Below are 19,282 nucleotides of genomic sequence, written 5' to 3'. Positions count from 1 at the left end.
GTCGGACTTCCATAATTATCTGTTCCCTACAGCTCTGAGTATCCCATTGAGAATCGCAGCCGGTGTCGGCGGGCAGCCGGGGATGACAACATCTACGGGGATGACTTTGTTAATTCCGCCGATGGATGCGTAGCTCTCTCCGAATATTCCGCCGTTGCATCCGCAGTCGCCTACAGCGACAACAAGTTTTGGGTGAGGCGTTGCGTTATAAGTCCTGCGGAGGGCTATCTCCATGTTCCTCGTCACAGGCCCTGTGACCAGAAGCATATCCGCGAACCTGGGCGATGCGGTGAAATGTATGCCGAATCTTTCGCAGTTGTAGATCGGATTATTTATCGCGTGGATCTCAAGCTCGCACCCGTTGCATGAACCCGCGTCCACCTGCCTTATCGTGAGGCTTCTGCTGAAGCGTTTTCCAACAGCCTCTTTCAGCCTCGCGCCAACTTCCTGAATTTCGGCATCAACCTCCGGCAGAAGCGGTTCTGTCACAATGCCTGTCCTGAATATCTGTTTAAGTATCCTTATCATAGGTCATTCCCCGAATATGACTGGTTAAAACTTTTATTGCAGAGAGGAAAGTCAGGCACGATGTTGCCTAACACAGCCTGCTCAAGCCCCAGCCAGTTGACGCTGGAAGGGTCTCGCACCATGCACCTGTTGATCTCGCCCTTCGGCCCTGACTGAAGCCAGTAGATGATCTCCCCGCGCCATCCCTCGACAGCGGAAAATCCGTATGTATCAGGAGCCGGATCGCCAACGTCTGATAATATCCCGCCTGATGGAAGCGTATTAAGTATTTCGCGTATGATGCGTATGGATTCCCTTACCTCCTCGACCCTGACCCAGGCGCGAGCGTGCACATCGCCTGAGATAAGGACAGGCACATTCACCTTGATGCGGTCATACGGCGGGAAAGGATTTTGCGTGCGGCAGTCGAGGTTCAGGCCGCTCGCCCTTGCCACGATCCCGACCTGGCAGAGCCTTCTCGCCTTGTCAGGGACGAGGATGCCGGCATCCCTCACCCTGTCTTCAAGTGATGAATTCTGGTCATAGATGGTCACGAGCCTGTTGAACTCCTTTGCAATTTTTTTAAGCTCTGCCAATATTATTTCCTTCCCGTTCGCGTCAATATCAACCGCAACGCCTCCGGGAATGATCCGGTCCATCATGAACCTGTGGCCGAATAATTTGTGATTGGTGCGCAGCATGATCTCCCTGAGCCGCGACATCTGATAAAGCATAAAGGCAAATGCCGCGTCATTACATATAGCTCCGAGGTCTCCAAGGTGGTTGGCTATGCGCTCTCTCTCAAGAAAGAGCGCGCGCATCCACTGCGCCCGTTCAGGAACTCTGCATCCTGTCATGGACTCCAGCGCCATGCAATAACCGAGGCTGTGCGCAGCGGTTGTATCGCCTGAAACCCGGCCCGCAAGCCTTGATCCGTCTTTCCACGCAAGCGACTCAAATTTCTTTTCAATCCCCTTATGAACATATCCGAGCCTCTCCTCAAGGTTGAGTATATCTTCGCCGACAGCCTGAAAGCGGAAATGCCCCGGCTCAATTATCCCGGCATGCACAGGCCCTACAGGTATCTCATAAACACCTTCGCCCTCTGCCTTGACGAATTTGTATTTGCCGTAGACGCGCGGCATAGGCTTTGACGCGTCAAAGGATTTTCTGAGCGGCCACGCGTCCTCAGGCCAGTCCTCGAACTTTATCCAGGGCCTTGAGTCAGGATGGCCTGCGGCAGTAACTCCCATAAGGCTTTTGATCTGACGCTCAAAGCGGTATGCCGGAAGGAACTTTTTTGTGAGTGTCGGGAACGCCGGGTCATCAAACGGCGCCTCTGTCTTGACTATCAGATATTCCGCCCCCCATCTGTAACAGGCGTATATGCCGAAGCCTCTGTTGAACGGAGTTTCATCTGCTGCCCATTCGGCAACGAGCAGGGCATGCACCTTTTTCATCGCCTTTGCGGCATCTGCAAATTTCACCCTCGGCACGCTGCAGAACATTGTTGAAGACGGATACTGGCACCTGTCATCACATCCGGCATCCGTACCGAGAAAGGCTTTTATCGCATCTAATAATACGCTCATTTAATCAGCTCCGCAGCGGTATGAAACCATTTACTGAGAAAATCCGGCAGATAAATGCCGAGAATAAAGACCAGAATCAGATGCAGCAGCACAGGCACATGCGCGACTTTGAGCATCTTTTGATAAGGAGGAATTTCGCCTGAGACCATGGGCTGGACCTTTCTGAAGAGCGCGGCAAAGGCCACCGCAAGCCCCAGCAGAAGGAACGGCGTTAACAGAGGCGCGTCCTTGATCGTCGCGGTCAATATAAGAAACTCGCTTGTGAATATACCGAACGGCGGCATTCCGGCGATAGCCATTACCCCGAACATCATGCCCCAGCCTACAAGAGGATTGCCTTTGAAAAGGCCTTTGATCTTGTCCATCTCCTGTGTCTTGTGCATCTGCGAGGCGTGCCCCACGGTAAAAAATATGGATGACTTTGCCAGGCTGTGGCCAAGCATATGCAGAAGGCCGCCGAAAGTGGCGATGGGGCCTCCAAGGCCGAAGGCAAATGTCGCGATGCCCATGTGCTCTATGGATGAATATGAGAACATGCGTTTTATATCCTTCTGCCTCAGGAGCGAAAAGGCAGCCACCAGTATAGAGAGAAGGCCGAAGCCCATCATTATATTGCCTGCGTGATGAGTGCCTGTAGAACCGTCCACGAGAACTTTGCACCTGACCAGCGCGTAGAGCGCGACATTCAGCAGCAGGCCTGAAAGCACGGCTGATATGGGGGTCGGGCCTTCGCTATGCGCGTCCGGCAGCCAGTTATGAAGAGGCACCAGTCCCACCTTTGTGCCGTAACCGACCATGAGAAAGACGAATGCCAGCGAAAGCACTGTTGGTTCAAGGCTTCTGCTCACCTGGTTCAGGTTTGTCCAGAGCAGGGCATCGCCGCCTTCGCCAAGCACCTTTTCAGCGGCAAAGTAGAGAAGCACGGTTCCAAAGAGCGCCTGTGAGATGCCCACGCCGCAGAGTATAAAGTATTTCCATGCCGCCTCGATCGCGGTAGGCGTCCTGTATAAGGATACGAGCAATACCGTGGACAATGTGGCAAGCTCCATCGCGATCCAGAGCACGCCGATGTTGTTTGTCAAAAGGCACAGGAGCATCGCAAAGATGAAGAGCTGGAACATCGCGTGATAAAAACGCATGCCCATATGCCCCACCCGCCCGTGCTCCCTCTCCCGCCTCATATACCTCCTGCTGAAGATGGCGGTTGTCATTGAGACAAAAGATGTAAGAACCGCCAGGTAGACGTTAAAGGCGTCAACAAAGAAGAACTTCCCGCCTGCCAGCATCGGCCCCTGCTCGTAAACCTGCAGAGCCAGCCCCACTCCCGCGACAAACGTGGCGGCGGAGCCCAGGATATTTATCTCCGGCGCCAGCCTTCTGTCGCCCACGAATGCGAGCATGACGGCCGCGAAAAGCGGCACGAGCAATAATATTAGAAGTATCATGCCTGCTCCATGGTATCAGTCATCCTCTTTCAGCCTTTCCATCTGTGCGACATCGAGGCTGTCAAATGTAGTGTGTATATGAAAAAAGAATATCCCGAAGATGAACGCAGCTATCAAAACATCAAGCGCGACACCTAATTCCACCACAAGCGGCATCCCGTATGTCGCGCTGGTGGCCGCGAAGAAGAGGCCGTTCTCCATGGCGAGAAAGCCTATTATCTGGGTGACCGCGTGTTTTCTCGTTATCATCATGAGCATTCCTATCATGACGGTGGCAAGAGCGACAGCAAGAGTCGAGCGTGTTACAAGCGTGGAGAGCTCCCTGACAGGAGCGGTGAGGTGATAAGAGAATATGACAAGGGCTATGCCTATCAGCATGGTCATAGGTATATTCACAACCACTTCCACCTCTTTCTGGAGTTTAAGACGCCGTATGAGAACATGCAGTATATACGGCAGCAGTATGACCTTCAGCGTCAGCGTGAGCAGGGAAGAGATATAAAGGTGATGCTTCCCTGCGACAAAACCGACGATCGCGGTATTGATAGAGAGAAAGAACCCCTGCCACGCAAAGAGGTTCACAAGGCCGTACATCCTTCTCTGCACCAGCATGCCGAATGCGGTCAGCAGCACGAATGCCGCTAAAAAACTTGTTAATTTTATGGCAATTTCTATATTCATTTTTTCTGATTTTATTAACTCCCCCCTGCCCCCTCTTTGCCAAAGAGTGGGGATTTATCTCCTCCCTTTAAGTTAAGGGGAGGTCGGGAGGGGTTATCACTCCATTTTACTCCAGCATAAAATAAGAGAGCATACCGAGCGTCGCCAGCAGGAACGCGGCCCCGAGGAAATCGGTCAGCCGGAATATCCTCATCTTCGCAAGCCCGGTCTCTATCAGCACAAGCCCTATTCCTATAAAAAAGAGCTTCAGCGCCATAAAGAGAAACGCGACAGCGAGTATGGCAAGATCACCTGATTCCGCGATCCCCCACGGAGCAAAGGTCGCAATCCCGATCATTACAAAAAGAAAGAGCTTCATCATGCCTGCCCATTCAATCAGCGCGAGGTGCCTGCCTGAATATTCCAGTATCATGGCCTCATGGATCATGGTGAGCTCAAGGTGTGTTGCCGGATTATCCACCGGTATCCTGCCTGTTTCAGCCAGGGCTATCAAAATAAAAGCGAGCATGGCGAATCCTATGGAGGGCCTTATAACGGTCTGGCCGCTGTAGATCACCTCTACCATATGCGACAGGGAAGTTGACCCTGTGGCAAGAGAGACCGTGAAGATAGCCATGAGCATGGCCGGTTCGGCAAGAGATGCTATCGTCATCTCGCGGCTTGACCCCATGCCGCCGAAGGCTGTTCCCATATCCATGCCCGCGAGCGCGGTGAAGAAACGCGCTATGGCAAAGAGCGCGACAAGCACGATGACGTCAGCGGTCGATGCTATCGGAAGGATGGAGAGCATGGGGATGATCGCGCCCGCAAGCACCGCGGTCCCGAATACGAGATAAGGCGTAAAGCGGAATATCCATGTCGCATTGTCAGCCAGTATCATATCTTTTGAAAATAATTTCGCGAGATCCCTGTAGGGCTGGAACAGGCCTGCTGTTGTGCGTCCCTGCGACCAGCACTTCAGCATCCTCACCCATCCGGTAAAGGCCGGCGCGCATGCGAGGAGCATCGCTATCTGAACAATTTCTATGATAAATCTGTAAAGTTTCATCTTAAGAACATCAACAGCACTATGATAGTTATAAAAGAATATATCAGGTACACCTGAATGCGCCCCTGCTGAAGCCTGCCTGCCATCCGCGCTACCCAGAAACTCGATTGAACGATCGGCATATAGAGCCATCCCCAGAAGCGGTCCCTGATACGGAGAGAATAATTCAGCCTCATGGGGAAGGCATTATGTCCCGCCTGCCGCGGAACAAGTTTTACACGCTCTTTGATGCTGAAAAAGAATCCGAATATCCTGCGCAGAGGCATTGAAAAAGATGTGGAGTTGTACTGCATTCTCTCGTTGATCTTCTGGAAACCGCAGTCCCAGATAGGCACCCTTGTTACAGAGCTGCGCCTTATGTGAAGGACGATATAAGTTGCAGCCACGACAAAGAGTATGCCGGCAAATACCGAGATGCCTGAATATGACGCCCTCTCAGGCGCAACCGGTGTAAGCCATATCCAGCCGTAAGACCCGGCTGAAGCATTGATCTTTGTGCCGATCAGCTGCGCCGGAATATTATCCAGCCAGTTAATGAAAAAAGTGGGCAGTATCCCGAGGGCGAGGCATGAAAGCGCGGCCAATATCATGCCTGAACGCATGGCCCAGCCCCCCTCGTTTATGCGCGGGTTCCTGCGGCCTCTCCAGTGTCCCAGAAAAGTGACCCCGAACGCCTTTACAAAACAGGCTGCGGCAAGCGCGCCTGTCAAAGCCAGAAGCGCGGCGCCAAGCGGGATCAGCAGCCTGAGCATCGGTATCGGCAGGGCAGGTGAAAGCAGAAAGGCCTGAAAGGTCAGCCACTCTGACACGAAACCGTTAAAAGGCGGCAGAGCTGAGATAGAGACGCAGCCGATGAGAAAGAGCGCGGCGGTCCACGGCATACGGTGTATCAGCCCGCCCATCTCTTCCATGTTGCGCTCTTTTGTGGCGTGGAGCACCACGCCTGCTCCCATGAACAGAAGCCCTTTGAACATGGCGTGATTGATTGTATGATACAGCCCTGCTATAAGCGCGAGCGCCGCCATCAGGGGCAGGTTGAAAGAAGTGAATATCATGGAGAGGCCGATGCCGATCAGGATGATCCCGACATTCTCAATGCTTGAATACGCGAGAAGCCTCTTTATGTCATTCTGCATCAGGGCATAGAGCACGCCCATGACAGCGGATATAAGGCCGAGTATCAGCACGATCGCTCCCCACCACCACGGGAATACCCTGATGAGGTCGAACGATACGCGGATTATGCCGTAGATCGCGGTCTTGAGCATCACTCCGCTCATGAGCGCCGAAACATTGGACGGCGCCACAGGATGCGCCTCAGGCAGCCATACATGCAGAGGCACCACGCCTGCCTTTGCGGCAAAACCGAAAAACGCCAGGAAAAATGCCGCTGTCGCCCATTTCAGAGGGAACTCCGCCTGACGCATGGCGTCAAAGGTATAGCCGTTGAAACTTTCAAAACCTGTGGCAAGCCCTGCCATGACCCCGAAGGATAAAAGGATTGCCATGGCCCCTACATGCGCAATTATCAGATAGAGGAAAGCGGCCCTTCTGTTCTCTATGCGCTCGTCTTCAAACATTACAAGGAAGTATGAGGCCGCTGCCATGACCTCCCACGAGATCATGAAGAAGAGGGCGTCATCAGCCAGCACGACCATCAGCATGCCGGCAAGAAAGAGGCAGTAGAAAACGACAAGGCTTGTTACCGGCCTGCGGCCGAGATATCCCTTGATATAGCCTGCGGAATAGAGTGATATGAAAAACGAGAGCAGGCATATGACCGTGATAAAGAAACCGGAAAGGGGATCGAGCCTGAGATGGAACGGGAGGTCGGGAAGCCCTAACGGAAGGACTATCTGGCTGGTAATGCCGCTTCCGACAGCCCAGACCCCTCCTGCGATGCCGAGCATGGACGCAACTGAAGAGAGGAGGAAACATGAATTGATCAAAAGACGCTGGTTCCACTTCAAAAGCGGTACAAATAAAATATACAGCAGCAGAAGCAGGACAGACAAAGAGATCAGTGCAAGAGGATCGATCATCACCTTACTGCCCTATAAACATCTCTGTCTCTTTTTGTTAAAGAACAATGTTTTCCTCATCTTTATAATTCAATTTATTAATGAACTATTGATTTTAAATCTTCCATATAGATATGTCAAAAATGCCGCCCGCCCTTCACATGAACTGAGATCCCGCTCTGGCGCGTAACTTTACACAATAATTTTCTATGTGATAATATAGGTGTCTTTAATTTAATAAACTTTTTATGGAAAGATAACAGAGGAGAATGCCTTGAAAGTTGCGATCGGCGTTGACATAGGCGGGACAAACATAAAGACCGTCATAGTTTCCAAAGAGGGCGCGGTCCTTGCCAGCCGTAAATATCCGACGCCTTCTGTGCCTAAAGATAGATCCGTCAATGCCGCAGATCTCTTTACCGGGGTTTTGGAGAGGTTTTTAAAAGAAGAATCTGTCGCTGCCCTGCTCACTCCAGCGTCAACAGAGATCGTCGGCATAGGGATAGGTATCGCAGGGCTCATTGACAGCAAAAATGGTGTTGTGATCGAATCTCCGAATATACCTTCTATAAACGGGTTTCATATTAAAGAGGCTTTTGAAAAGGGATTTTCCCTGCCTGTGACAGTTGACAATGACGCCAACACATGCGCGTACGGCGAAAAATGGGTGGGAGTGGGAAAGAACTTTAACAGCTTCATCATGCTCACTCTCGGCACAGGGCTTGGAAGCGGTTTTATATATAATGGCGAACTCTTTACCGGATCTTTTGAGACCGGGCATATCGTTATTGAGCCAAACGGCAGGTTATGCACCTGCGGCAACCTCGGATGCCTTGAGTCTTACGCTTCAGGAAGGGCGATCATGGAAAGGGTCATATCATCACTTGAGAAGGGCGAGGCGAGTATGCTGACCGAATCCTGCGGCGGAAGTTTCTACAAGATAACGCCGGAACTTATTTACAAAACCGCGCTTGACGGCGACAGCCTCTGCCGCAAGGCATTCAGGGAGTTCGGGCATTATTTGGGGATAGGCATAGCAAATCTGATAAACCTGCTGAGCCCTGATGCCGTAATAATCGGTGGCGGCCTTGTCGGCGCCTGGGAACTCTTTATGCAGGATCTTCAGCAGGAGGCTTCAAAACGCTCCTTTGACCCTCTGTATGCCAATGTTAAAATAATCAAAAGCACCCTTACTGAAGAGTGCGGATCCATAGGCGCTGCCGGGCTTATATTCAGGGCAACGGCTTAACCCACATGTCTGCAAACAACATCAGAAACTTCTGCATCATCGCCCACATTGACCACGGCAAATCCACACTCGCCGACCGCATCCTTGAATTCACCGGCACACTCTCACAGCGAGAGATGAAGAAGCAGGTGCTGGACAGCATGGATATAGAGCAGGAACGCGGGATCACGATAAAGGCCACGCCTGTAAGGCTGAACTATACGGCTTTAGACGGCAGGCAGTATATATTGAACCTGATAGACACGCCCGGGCATGTTGACTTTGCCTATGAGGTCTCACGCAGCCTTGCGTCATGTGAAGGCGCGCTGCTGATAGTTGACTCAACGCAGGGCGTTGAGGCGCAGACGGTCGCAAATGCCTATCTCGCGTCAGAGCACAACCTTGAGATCATACCTGTGATAAACAAGATCGACCTCCCAAACGCAGACCCTGAGAGGGTGAGGGAGCAGATCGAGGAATCGCTCGGCATAGACTGCAGCGACGTGATACTCGCCTCAGCCAAAGAAGGCATCGGCACCCGCGACATACTTGAAGCGGTGGTCAGAAAGGTGCCGCCTCCTGCTGATAAGATAGAGCAGCCGTTAAAGGCGCTTGTCTTTGATTCATGGTTTGACGCCTATCAGGGCGTTATCGTGCTTGTCAGGCTCTTTGAAGGAAGTGTAAGAAAAGGGTCAAGCATAAAGTTCATGGCAACAGGCAAGGCCTTTGAGGTGCTTGAGGTCGGGGTCTTCATCCCCTCCAGAAAGAGCGTTGACAAGCTTGAGGCCGGAGAGGTCGGGTACATAATAGCCGGCATCAGGAATGTAATTGACACAAGGGTGGGCGATACCATCACAGATACAAAAAAACCTGCTTCAGAACCGTGCCCGGGCTACAAAGAGATCAAGCCCATGGTCTTCTGCGGCATCTACCCCGTAGAGACTAACCAGTATGAGCTTCTCAAAGACGCCCTGGATAAACTTAAACTAAATGACTCGTCCTTTGCGTTCGAGCCGGAATCTTCAGCAGCGCTCGGTTTCGGTTTCCGCTGCGGCTTTCTCGGACTGCTGCACATGGAGATAGTGAAGGAGAGGCTTGAGAGGGAGTTCAATCTCCTTCTGATAAATACGGCCCCGACAGTTGTCTACAGGGTAACAAAGACCGATGGAACGGTTTTGAACCTGGACAGCCCGGCAAAGCTGCCTGAGAATTACGCGATGATGGAAGAACCGTTTGTAAAGACGATAATCTTTGTCCCCGCAAAGTTCATAGGCCCTGTCTTTGAACTCTGCCAGGAAAAGAGCGGTGTTCAGAAGGACTTCAACTATTTGGGAAAAGAGAGGGTCGTTGTCACTTACGAGTTCCCGCTGAGTGAAATCTTGTGGGATTTTTATGATAAACTAAAGTCCTGTTCAAGCGGCTATGCCTCAATGGACTACGAGCTTATCGGGTACAGGGAATCAAAGCTCATCAAACTTGACGTGCTCCTGAACGGCGAGCCTGTCGATGCGCTCTCAATGATCATCCGCAAGGACAGGGCATTTGAGAAGGGCAAACAGGTGACCGAAGAGCTCAGGAAGGTCATCCCCAGGCAGATGTTCGAGATCGCCATCCAGGCTGCCATAGGAAACAAGGTCATAGCAAGAGAGACCATAAAGGCGTTAAAGAAGAACGTCATAGCAAAATGTTACGGCGGCGACATCACAAGAAAGAGAAAGCTCATTGAGAAACAGAAAGAAGGCAAACGCCGCATGAAGCAGGTAGGAAGGGTTGAGATCCCGCAAGAGGCTTTTTTATCCGTGCTTAAAGTAAAATAGATAAAATCGAAATTTCAGAAAGGTTAAATTGGCATCAAAAGAGCCGGTCAATAAATCAAAGTCCAGGGAATACGCAGAGGCGATAATAATAGCTGTTATCCTTGCGGTCATTATCAGGGGATTTGTTGTGCAGGCCTTCAAGATCCCTTCCGGGTCAATGATACCGACACTTTTGATAGGCGACCATTTACTCGTTAACAAGTTCATTTACGGGGTCAAGCCTCCGCTTGCGGATACGCGTTTCCTTACCTTCAGCTCCCCGAAAAAGGGGGATATCATTGTATTTGAATTTCCCGGCGACAAGGAGAAGGACGAGTGCAAGGGCCTCAGCATAAGCATACCGGCACGGTTTAACAAAGTCGTGGAAACAAAAAATCCTTTTGCCTTCTTCAGCGGCGAGTGCAGGGATTTTATAAAAAGGATCATAGCTGTCGGCGGTGATACTGTCGAGATAAAGGACAAGGCTGTTTATGTTAACGGGGTTGCTCTTTCAGAACCATATAAGATACACAGCGACAGTTCTGTATTCAGCGCTGACGTGACGACCAGAGACAACTTCGGGCCGGTAACAATTCCCATGAACAAGTTCTTCGTTATGGGGGATAACCGCGACAACAGCCACGACGGCCGCTTCTGGGGCACGGTTGATATCGGCGACATTAAAGGCAAGGCGTTCATTATATACTGGTCATGGGACGGCACGGGCAGCCTGCTAAACAAGATAAGATGGGGCAGGATAGGCATGTCGATCCATTAAAAAATAACCGGCAGTTATCCTTGTTCAAACAAAGGGGGTTGAAATGGTTAAAAATATCTTTGTCGTAATTATCAGTCTCGTAATAGCATACTCTTTTTATCTTACATTTATTCCTAACTACAATTACCATATGTTCAAGAACGAGATAAACGCGAGCATGGATATAGTCACCCAGAACGATAAGCCTAAAGATGTTATGAAAAGGATCATGAGGCTTGTAGATGAATACGATATTCCGGTAAGCGATGAAGACATTGAACTTGAGCTGGCAGAGGGTAAATATACCGCAAGGCTCAGCTGGGAAGATACTGTGCAATACTTTCCTTTTTACCCTTTATATCAGAAGACCTATGCGTTTCAGGTAGACACAGGCAAATAATGTTTACCGGACTTGTTGAAGCATTGGGCAATATTACATCCATTGAGAAGGCCTCGAACGGCATGAGGCTCTCCATGAAGCCGTCAACTGACATGGATGTCAGCATAGGCGACAGCATAGCGGTCAACGGCGTATGCCTTACCGCTACGACCGATAAAAAAGATATCATCTTTGATGTATCTCCCGAGACGATGCAAAGCACAAATCTCGGCGGGCTGAAGGTAAATCAGAAGGTCAACCTTGAACGCGCGCTCAGGCTCTCAGACCGTTTGGGAGGGCATATGGTTACAGGACATGTCGACGCTGCCGGGAAGATCAGGGAGAAGAGGCGGGAGGGAGAGTATACGTTCTATACTTTTGAAGCGCCTCCTGAAATATTAAGGTACATCGTAAAGAAAGGCTCAGTCGCGATAGACGGTATAAGCCTTACCGTGACCGGGCTTGACAGCAGGTCTTTCAGTGTGGCGATAATCCCACATACGCTTACCGCCACGAACATAGGCGGCAAAGATAAAGGTGATACGGTCAATATAGAGATAGACATTATAGGCAAGTATGTTGAAAAGTTCCTCCTAAATGCTGACAATAAGAAGGACTTTGGCGAACTGCTCAGAGAAAAAGGGTTCACAGGCTGAAATAATAAGGAGCTAAAGAATAATAATGCGGAGCAAATATAAGTTCGATAAAATTGAAGACGCGATAAAAGAGATAAAGAAGGGCAATATGATCGTGCTCGTTGATGACGAGGACAGGGAGAATGAGGGCGACCTCACAATGGCGGCTGACAAGGTCACACCACAGGCGGTGAACTTCATGGCGACACACGGACGGGGACTCATATGCCTCTCACTTACGCCTGAAAGGGTTGAAGAGCTTCGTCTGCCCATGATGTCAGAGTTCAACACCTCTCATTTCGGCACCGCCTTCACCGTCTCTATCGAGGCGAAAAAAGGGGTCACAACCGGCATATCAGCTGCTGACCGCGCAAAGACGATCAAGACAGCTATTAATCCAAAGTGCGGGCCTGAAGATGTTGCAAGGCCGGGGCATACATTCCCGTTAAGAGCCCAGCCGGGCGGAGTGCTTCAGCGCGCGGGACAGACCGAGGGTTCTGTTGACCTTGCGAGGCTCGCGGGGCTTTATCCCGCAGGAGTGATCTGCGAGATCATGAATGAAGACGGCACAATGGCAAGGGTTCCGCAGCTTGCGAAGTTTGCCAAAAAACATAAACTGAAGATGGTCACGATAAAAGACCTTATTCAGTACAGGATGCAGAATGAGAGCCTTGTTACAAGGATCGCCACAGCAAAGATACCGACAAGATACGGCGGCGACATGACCGCCATCGTCTTTGGGAATATGGTGGACAAATCAGAACATATAGCGCTCGTCAAAGGCGATATCTTCCCTGAGGACAATGTGCTCGTCAGGGTGCATTCCGAATGCCTTACAGGCGATGTCTTCGGTTCAAAGAGATGCGACTGCGGCGGACAGCTCCACCAGTCCCTGGAGATGATAAAGAAGGAAGGCAAGGGCGTGCTCCTCTATATGAGGCAGGAAGGAAGGGGCATCGGGCTTGCGAACAAGCTCAAGGCATACGAGCTTCAGGACGGCGGCCTTGATACGGTCGAGGCTAATATTAAGCTCGGGTTCAAGCCTGACCTCAGGGATTACGGCATCGGCGCGCAGATACTCGTCAACCTCGGCGTCAGAAAGATGCGCCTCATAACCAATAACCCGAAGAAGATAATAGGGCTTGAAGGCTACGGTCTGAAGATAGTGGACAGGGTGCAGATCGAGACAACGCCCCATAAAAAAAATATAGGTTATCTCAAAGTTAAAAAGAAGAAGCTCGGGCATCTTTTAGAAAAAATATAATACAGATAACAGGCTTTAAGGAGGATATAATGAAAACTTACGAAGGTCAGCTTCAGGCAAAAGGGCTCAAGTTCGGCATAGTGGTCAGCCGTTTTAATGACTTTATAAATACCAAGCTTCTTGAAGGCGCGCTTGATGCTTTGCTGAGACACGGAGCTGCCGAGGGGGATATCGATATCGTAAAGGTTCCCGGCGCTTTTGAGATACCGCTTGCAGCCAGGAAACTCGCAGTTAAAAAAACCTATGATGCCGTTATCTGCCTGGGAACGATCATCCGCGGAGCCACACCTCATTTTGAATATGTAGCCTCCGGAGCGGCAAAAGGCGTTGCCTCAGTATCACTTGAAACCGGCGTGCCTATATCGTTCGGAGTCCTTACCACAGACAATATTGAGCAGGCTGTTGAGAGGGCAGGCTCAAAGAGCGGCAACAAAGGCTGGGACGCTGCGTTGGTTGCAATAGAGATGGCGCAGCTCTTAAAGAAGCTATGAATCCAGCTTTCAGCCTTCAGCTTTCAGCCGAAAAAATGAAGCACAGCTTTATCCTGACAGCTGACAGCTATATGCTCTCTTTTTATGAGTAGGCGCAAAGCGAGGGAATGCGCCCTGCAGATACTCTTTCAGCTTGATTTCACCAACAGCGGCCTTACCGGCGAGACCCTGAGCGAATTCTGGGCCGGCACAAAAGAGGATGACGAGACGATGGAGTTCGCCCATGCCATTATCAAAGGCACGCGTGAGCATATGGCCCGGCTTGACGAGATCATAACGCGCGCTGCGGATAACTGGTCGGTTGACAGGATGTCGGTTGTTGACAGGAACATACTCAGGGCTTCGGCATACGAGCTGGTTTACAGAAAAGATATCCCTCCTGCCGTAGCGATAAATGAGGCTGTTGAGATATCCAAAAAATATTCCACAGAAGACTCGGCTCCGTTTATAAACGGCATCCTTGACAGGATATATAAGCTCAAGCTGAAAGAATAGCAACCGCTTTCTTATTTCTCCGCTCCCTCTGATTCGGGTATAATCAAGATATGCGCTATGCGTTGATATCCGATATCCACAGCAACATTGAGGCCCTGAATGCCGTGATCGAGAAGGTCAAGGCAGAAATGGTTGATAAAGTCATACTGCTCGGCGACATTGTAGGTTACGGCCCTGACCCGAATGAATGTATTGAATCCTTAAGAGGGTTTGCGGATATCCTTATCGCCGGCAACCATGACCATGGGGCGGTCGGCATGACAGACATAAGCTGTTTTAACAAACATGCCAAAGCGGCAATTCAATGGACATCCGGAATACTGAGCGAAGAGAACAAGGCATTTTTAAGCAGCCTTCCTCTCACATCCAATATCAAGAGCGGGAGCATATATCTTGTTCACTCCTCGCCTAAGGAACCCGAAGAGTGGGACTATCTTCAGAATGCCAAAGATGCCGATGCCAACTTCAAGCTCTTCACCGAAACTAACTGCTTTATAGGGCACAGCCATATACCTTCCATTATAGAGATGTCGCCTGAAGGAAAGATAAAGATCTATACTGACCAATCAGAGATAAAGGCAGGCTGCCGCTATATCATCAACGCAGGCAGCGTCGGCCAGCCGAGGGACGGGAACCCTGACGCAGCTTACGCCATCTTTGATACGGATTCCGTAACAATAAAGCGGGCGGCTTATGATATATTATTAACACAAAAGAAGATGAAGGACGCGGGGCTTCCTTCGTACCTTATAGACAGGCTTTCGGAAGGAAGATAAACGTAAAAAGTAAAAGTATGTGTCATTCCCGCAAGCGAAGCGCGTCGGGAATCTTTTTGCTTAACGATTCCGGACAAGCCGGAATGACAAAAATACTGTTAGCTGATTTTTCAGGGAGGATATTTTGATACAGCGCTATACAAGAGAGAAGATGGGAAGCATATGGGAGCCGCATAACCGCTACCAGAAATGGCTCGATGTTGAGATAGCAGCCTGCGAGGCATGGGCTAAGCACGGCGAGATACCGAAGAAGAGTCTTGCGGTGATCAAGAAGCGCGCGAAGTTCAGCGTTGCTCGCATTGATAAGATAGAGAAGACCGTTAAGCATGATGTCATCGCATTTCTCACATCTGTCAATGAAAATGTCGGGACTGAGTCACGGTACATACATAAAGGGCTGACATCTTCTGATGTGCTTGACACTGCGCTTGCGCTTCTCATGAGAGAGGCGGCAGACATTATCATCAATGACATAAATGACCTCCTCGTTGTTCTCAAGAAGAACGCGCTGAAATATAAGGACACACTTCAGATGGGCAGGAGCCACGGCATACACGCGGAGCCTGTGACATTCGGCCTCACATTCGCCGTATGGTACGAAGAGATGAAGCGCAACCTTACTCGCATGAAGGCTGCCAGAGAAGTTATCAGCTATGGAAAGCTCTCAGGCCCGGTCGGCACATTCTCAAATATCCCGCCTTCGATCGAGACACAGGTCTGCAAGATGCTGAAGCTCAAGCCCGCGCCTGTATCAACGCAGATAATCCAGAGGGACAGGCACGCTGAATATATGAACACGCTCGCGGTCATCGCAGGCTCAATAGAGAAGATGGCGGTTGAGATAAGGCATCTTCAGAGAACAGAAGTGCTTGAGGCGGAAGAGCCCTTTGCAAAGGGACAGAAAGGCTCATCAGCCATGCCGCACAAACGCAACCCCATCGGCTCAGAGAACCTGAGCGGCCTCTCAAGGATAGTCCGTGCAAACGCAGTCGCCGCGATGGAGAACATCCCTCTGTGGCACGAGCGAGACATCAGCCACTCGTCAGTCGAGAGGGTGATAATACCTGACAGCACGATACTTGTTGATTACATGCTTGCGAGACTGACCGTGATACTCAAAGACCTGCAGGTCTATCCTGAAAAGATGATGGAGAATATCAACAAGAGCTACGGCCTCTTCTTCTCTCAAAAGGTCATGCTGCGGCTCACTGAAAAAGGTCTCAGCCGTGAAAAGGCTTACGCAATCGTTCAGGAGAACGCCATGAAGAGCTGGAAGGAACGAAAGGACTTTAAAGACTTCCTCAATAAAGATGCTGTTGTCAGAGAGTATCTTTCAGAGAAAGAGATCGATAAGATATTTAATCTGAAAGATTATACTAAGAATGTAGGGCAGATATTTAAGAGGGTGTTTGGTGGGAAGACGTAGGGAAAGATTATACCCTGCGGTCTCTGTAACAGTTTCATGTTTCTGTCATTCCTATCCCTCAACGTGAGCTTATTCGAATGCTTGGCGTTATGTGTCAAAATTAGACTTGGTGCATAGATTTGCTAGACCACGGATTGAATCGTAAAGCTTCAGAACTGCTTTTGTGGCTTCTATCACAGCGTTTGCTAAAAAGAAGCGAGACAAATCATTGGTTAAAACTTCATTGATTTCGGAAAGCCGTATACTTTTGTACTCGTCCGAATGAAAATAATATGCATTGAACCATAGGTCTAACAGTTGTGAGGGTGTAACTTCTGTATCGTTTACAGCAATATGCATCATTTCTTGAAAAAGAGCACCGGACCAAAGACGTTTGAGGTTGTCTATGTTTTGGCGAGCCAATGCGTCATCCGCTACCCGATGAATGATGTTAGTAATTCGTAAGAAGTTAGCGGGTTCTTTTTGCAAATAGAAGAAGCGAAAAGCTAGATAAAATGATCTGAGATCATCTTCATCAGGCAGGTCAACAGTAATTGCAATACCTTTGCCGGCCTCATACTTCAAATTAGACGATATCTTCAGACCGTTTTTCATTATGCGCGTCTCTAAGAGCTCCTTTGCCCGTCTAAGATATGCGCATATTGATTTTATTTCGTCGGCAGTTAGTTTACTGCTGACATGGACTTCTATGTGTCGTCGATTATCACTCATGATTTCTTTCTATCCTCATAACGATGCGCATCGGTCATTTGGGGCACAGAGCTAAAATGAAAAACACAAGAGGCTATTTCGGGTCAGCTCGATGCTTTTGTTGTATGCTGACTTATTGATTTAAATTCAATCCTTGCCGCCATTCTAAGTGAAGTTGTAGCCGTTTTCTAATAATTTACTCTTCACATTCTTTAAGTTGATATCTTCTTCATATGTAAAAGAAATTAATTCTATATTATTGGCTTTACAAAGAATGATTTTTCTGGAATCCCTCTCTTGGCTTCTTGCTAAGCCATCCGTGCCTCCCCATATATCCATCGGCTCAAAATGCTGTATACCGTGATATTCTATTCCGAGCTTTTGTCCGGGGACATAAATATCAAGCTCTAGGCGTTCCAACCACTGACTTCGATAGTGATGAATCACTTGTTGATCTGGAAATAATGATTTAATGATTCTGTATAGTTCAGTTTCAGTTGCCCATTTCTCCCCGATAGGCGAAAAGCCAAGCTCTTGTCTTACTAAATTGTTTGCAACAATTTCCAGTTCTTTTTCATCTGTTTTGTTGTAATTTTCCAGTTTCAGTTCAACCATACGTTTTCTGACATAAGCACCATATCTGATTTCAAAAATGCTTCGCGCATACATCGCATGGCAAAATATGTTTGAGGAAGGATAATCTCGGCATATATCGCAAGCTTTTTCATGAAAATGTAATTCAGAAGGACGTATATTAATTTGTTTCCCAAATATTTCTAAGTAATCTTTTCTGTATGGGCTCGCCTTGATAGCTTTCTCAAAACAAGAACAATAACATGTAAAGCCGCAGTTTCTGCATTCCCAGACAAGCCTCCATTCCCATGTGCCAAGATACAGGGCGCGAAAATCATGATGACAAGATGTCTTCGGTGGTAATGCGGTGGGCTGTAACAGGGGGAAATTGATGCCAATAAAAACTTTGAATCTGTAATTGTCTTGCGTCCTCAAGTTTTTAATATTTGCTGAGTGTAGACGAATTTCCCAAGGATAATTCACACCTATATACTCAAATGATGATTCGCTATCGGATGAAATCTGGGAAGGGGCTCTAAGTGAACCACAATGAGTAATGCCGACTTCAAATGCTGCGTAGCCTACTTGATGGAATCCTTCTTTGACGAAATCAATTAAACTAAATTCATCTAGTGGAATATCGTGAGCAGATAAAGTAGATGGATGATCCCAATAATACGATTGTGCAGAGATATCTTTAAAGCGTTTTATTTTTCCAGCATTTAGAAGGTCAGTAAGCGAACAAATGAAGGCGTTCTTTATGATAGTTTTCTTGTCTCTTAATAGATTTTGCCAAAAAACGAAAACTTGCTCTGGCTTATCTTGAGCCTGTGGAAGAGGTAGTGAAATAGTGAATCTTAACGGGTCTCTTGGATCATCCGGCGTGGATTTTCTTAGTGGAACTATTTCTTCGAAAATCGGCGTGAAAGGGCTATTTGTTTTAAGTGCAATATCTTGATTGTTGTCTAATATAATTCTTATCCCTGCACGACCCTCTCTGTCAACACACCATCGGCAACGACATGGGTTGTTATCTGTCCCAGTTCCATAAATGCATGTCGTAAATCTTCCGCAAAGGGGACATTCAGATAAACCCATAGCCTCTTGAGTCGTGCGATTAACTTTTAGAATATTGCTTAAAGCAACTAAGTACTCGGTGTTTGCCCACGGTGGAAGGGCTTTCATCACTGCAAAAAGCACTATTCCAATTTCATACAGAACATTTGCAACTTGCACTTTACATGCAGATGCCCATTGTGAAAAATAAAGACCTCGGGGTCGCATACCAGCTGGCGTTTCACAAAGTGGACAATCAAAGGTTGCAATTATTTTCCCATCTGAAGTTCCCCCGAAACAGCGTACACACCGAAAGGTTAGGTAAAATATAAACCTTAGAACCTTAGGAGGTGTGAGATGGGAGAGAGAAAAGGGAACAGGAAATACGACAAGCAGTTCAAGGAAGAAGCAGTAAGACTTGT

General features: G+C 48.9%; 18 protein-coding genes. 10 read left to right on the top strand and 8 right to left on the bottom strand.

The features are described 5' to 3' along the window. Positions 1 to 15 precede the first annotated feature (15 nt). The 6 genes from HY807_04005 to hyfB all read right to left on the bottom strand — a co-directional run bounded on the left by HY807_04005 (position 16) and on the right by hyfB (position 7,315). Complete coding sequence (locus HY807_04005; GenBank protein ID MBI4825568.1) at positions 16 to 528, bottom strand: NADH-quinone oxidoreductase subunit B family protein; 513 nt, start codon at positions 526 to 528, stop codon at positions 16 to 18. Next, positions 525 to 2,099 (bottom strand): NADH-quinone oxidoreductase subunit C, encoded by a 1,575-nt coding sequence (locus HY807_04000; protein MBI4825567.1) that lies wholly within the window; start codon positions 2,097 to 2,099, stop codon positions 525 to 527. The genes HY807_04005 and HY807_04000 overlap by 4 nt, the downstream gene beginning before the upstream one ends. Then, a complete protein-coding gene (locus HY807_03995) occupies positions 2,096 to 3,544 on the bottom strand; it encodes a hydrogenase 4 subunit F (GenBank protein ID MBI4825566.1) in 1,449 nt (482 codons plus the stop codon). The genes HY807_04000 and HY807_03995 overlap by 4 nt, the downstream gene beginning before the upstream one ends. Positions 3,545 to 3,559: 15 nt before the next feature. Further along, complete coding sequence (locus HY807_03990) at positions 3,560 to 4,225, bottom strand: formate hydrogenlyase (GenBank protein MBI4825565.1); 666 nt, start codon at positions 4,223 to 4,225, stop codon at positions 3,560 to 3,562. A gap of 106 nt (positions 4,226 to 4,331) precedes the next feature. Beyond that, positions 4,332 to 5,273, bottom strand: a complete 942-nt coding sequence (locus HY807_03985; GenBank protein ID MBI4825564.1) for an NADH-quinone oxidoreductase subunit H — start codon at positions 5,271 to 5,273, stop codon at positions 4,332 to 4,334. After that, entirely contained in the window at positions 5,270 to 7,315 is a 2,046-nt protein-coding gene (hyfB, locus tag HY807_03980) for a hydrogenase 4 subunit B (protein MBI4825563.1), read from the bottom strand. Before hyfB ends, HY807_03985 begins: the two co-directional genes overlap by 4 nt. A gap of 253 nt (positions 7,316 to 7,568) precedes the next feature. On the opposite strand from hyfB, the gene HY807_03975 reads away from it, so the two are divergent. The 10 genes from HY807_03975 to HY807_03930 all read left to right on the top strand — a co-directional run bounded on the left by HY807_03975 (position 7,569) and on the right by HY807_03930 (position 16,541). Then, a complete protein-coding gene (locus tag HY807_03975) occupies positions 7,569 to 8,543 on the top strand; it encodes an ROK family protein (GenBank protein ID MBI4825562.1) in 975 nt (324 codons plus the stop codon). Positions 8,544 to 8,548: 5 nt separating this feature from the next. Next, positions 8,549 to 10,339 carry an elongation factor 4 gene (lepA, locus tag HY807_03970; GenBank protein MBI4825561.1) on the top strand — a complete coding sequence of 597 codons (1,791 nt, stop codon included), beginning with the start codon at positions 8,549 to 8,551 and terminating at the stop codon, positions 10,337 to 10,339. 28 nt (positions 10,340 to 10,367) lie between these two features. After that, positions 10,368 to 11,096, top strand: coding sequence for a signal peptidase I (gene lepB / locus HY807_03965; protein MBI4825560.1), 729 nt, complete (start codon positions 10,368 to 10,370; stop codon positions 11,094 to 11,096). Between the two features lie 43 nt (positions 11,097 to 11,139). Beyond that, the gene (locus tag HY807_03960; protein MBI4825559.1) at positions 11,140 to 11,475 is read left to right on the top strand and encodes a hypothetical protein; all 336 of its coding nucleotides are present in this window, start codon (positions 11,140 to 11,142) and stop codon (positions 11,473 to 11,475) included. Continuing rightward, positions 11,475 to 12,110, top strand: coding sequence for a riboflavin synthase (locus tag HY807_03955; protein ID MBI4825558.1), 636 nt, complete (start codon positions 11,475 to 11,477; stop codon positions 12,108 to 12,110). The genes HY807_03960 and HY807_03955 overlap by 1 nt, the downstream gene beginning before the upstream one ends. A gap of 25 nt (positions 12,111 to 12,135) precedes the next feature. After that, positions 12,136 to 13,353, top strand: a complete 1,218-nt coding sequence (locus tag HY807_03950) for a bifunctional 3,4-dihydroxy-2-butanone-4-phosphate synthase/GTP cyclohydrolase II (GenBank protein ID MBI4825557.1) — start codon at positions 12,136 to 12,138, stop codon at positions 13,351 to 13,353. 29 nt (positions 13,354 to 13,382) lie between these two features. After that, positions 13,383 to 13,844, top strand: coding sequence for a 6,7-dimethyl-8-ribityllumazine synthase (locus tag HY807_03945; protein ID MBI4825556.1), 462 nt, complete (start codon positions 13,383 to 13,385; stop codon positions 13,842 to 13,844). A gap of 84 nt (positions 13,845 to 13,928) precedes the next feature. Further along, entirely contained in the window at positions 13,929 to 14,339 is a 411-nt protein-coding gene (gene nusB / locus HY807_03940) for a transcription antitermination factor NusB (protein ID MBI4825555.1), read from the top strand. A gap of 50 nt (positions 14,340 to 14,389) precedes the next feature. After that, positions 14,390 to 15,115 carry a metallophosphoesterase family protein gene (locus HY807_03935; protein MBI4825554.1) on the top strand — a complete coding sequence of 242 codons (726 nt, stop codon included), beginning with the start codon at positions 14,390 to 14,392 and terminating at the stop codon, positions 15,113 to 15,115. Positions 15,116 to 15,239: 124 nt separating this feature from the next. Next, entirely contained in the window at positions 15,240 to 16,541 is a 1,302-nt protein-coding gene (locus HY807_03930) for an adenylosuccinate lyase (protein MBI4825553.1), read from the top strand. 87 nt (positions 16,542 to 16,628) lie between these two features. Here the strand turns inward: HY807_03930 and HY807_03925 are convergent, their stop codons facing one another. Beyond that, a complete protein-coding gene (locus tag HY807_03925; GenBank protein MBI4825552.1) occupies positions 16,629 to 17,135 on the bottom strand; it encodes a hypothetical protein in 507 nt (168 codons plus the stop codon). Positions 17,136 to 17,396: 261 nt separating this feature from the next. Next, positions 17,397 to 19,040 carry a hypothetical protein gene (locus HY807_03920; GenBank protein ID MBI4825551.1) on the bottom strand — a complete coding sequence of 548 codons (1,644 nt, stop codon included), beginning with the start codon at positions 19,038 to 19,040 and terminating at the stop codon, positions 17,397 to 17,399. Between the last annotated feature and the right edge of the window lie 242 nt (positions 19,041 to 19,282).

It is taken from the genome of Nitrospirota bacterium, assembly GCA_016207885.1.
In the GTDB taxonomy this organism is placed as follows: Bacteria; Nitrospirota; Thermodesulfovibrionia; order UBA6902; family UBA6902; genus JACQZG01.
The sequence above is the reverse complement of the archived record's forward strand: the minus strand, read 5'-3'. Positions and strand labels throughout refer to the sequence as shown.

Coding starts and splice junctions, on each gene's coding strand:
- HY807_04005 (MBI4825568.1), bottom strand. CDS start 528: ATGATAAGGATACTTAAACAGATATTCAGGACAGGCATTGTGACAGAA.
- HY807_04000 (MBI4825567.1), bottom strand. CDS start 2,099: ATGAGCGTATTATTAGATGCGATAAAAGCCTTTCTCGGTACGGATGCC.
- HY807_03995 (MBI4825566.1), bottom strand. CDS start 3,544: ATGATACTTCTAATATTATTGCTCGTGCCGCTTTTCGCGGCCGTCATG.
- HY807_03990 (MBI4825565.1), bottom strand. CDS start 4,225: ATGAATATAGAAATTGCCATAAAATTAACAAGTTTTTTAGCGGCATTC.
- HY807_03985 (MBI4825564.1), bottom strand. CDS start 5,273: ATGAAACTTTACAGATTTATCATAGAAATTGTTCAGATAGCGATGCTC.
- hyfB (MBI4825563.1), bottom strand. CDS start 7,315: ATGATCGATCCTCTTGCACTGATCTCTTTGTCTGTCCTGCTTCTGCTG.
- lepA (MBI4825561.1), top strand. CDS start 8,549: ATGTCTGCAAACAACATCAGAAACTTCTGCATCATCGCCCACATTGAC.
- HY807_03960 (MBI4825559.1), top strand. CDS start 11,140: ATGGTTAAAAATATCTTTGTCGTAATTATCAGTCTCGTAATAGCATAC.
- HY807_03955 (MBI4825558.1), top strand. CDS start 11,475: ATGTTTACCGGACTTGTTGAAGCATTGGGCAATATTACATCCATTGAG.
- HY807_03950 (MBI4825557.1), top strand. CDS start 12,136: ATGCGGAGCAAATATAAGTTCGATAAAATTGAAGACGCGATAAAAGAG.
- HY807_03945 (MBI4825556.1), top strand. CDS start 13,383: ATGAAAACTTACGAAGGTCAGCTTCAGGCAAAAGGGCTCAAGTTCGGC.
- nusB (MBI4825555.1), top strand. CDS start 13,929: ATGAGTAGGCGCAAAGCGAGGGAATGCGCCCTGCAGATACTCTTTCAG.
- HY807_03935 (MBI4825554.1), top strand. CDS start 14,390: ATGCGCTATGCGTTGATATCCGATATCCACAGCAACATTGAGGCCCTG.
- HY807_03925 (MBI4825552.1), bottom strand. CDS start 17,135: ATGAAAAACGGTCTGAAGATATCGTCTAATTTGAAGTATGAGGCCGGC.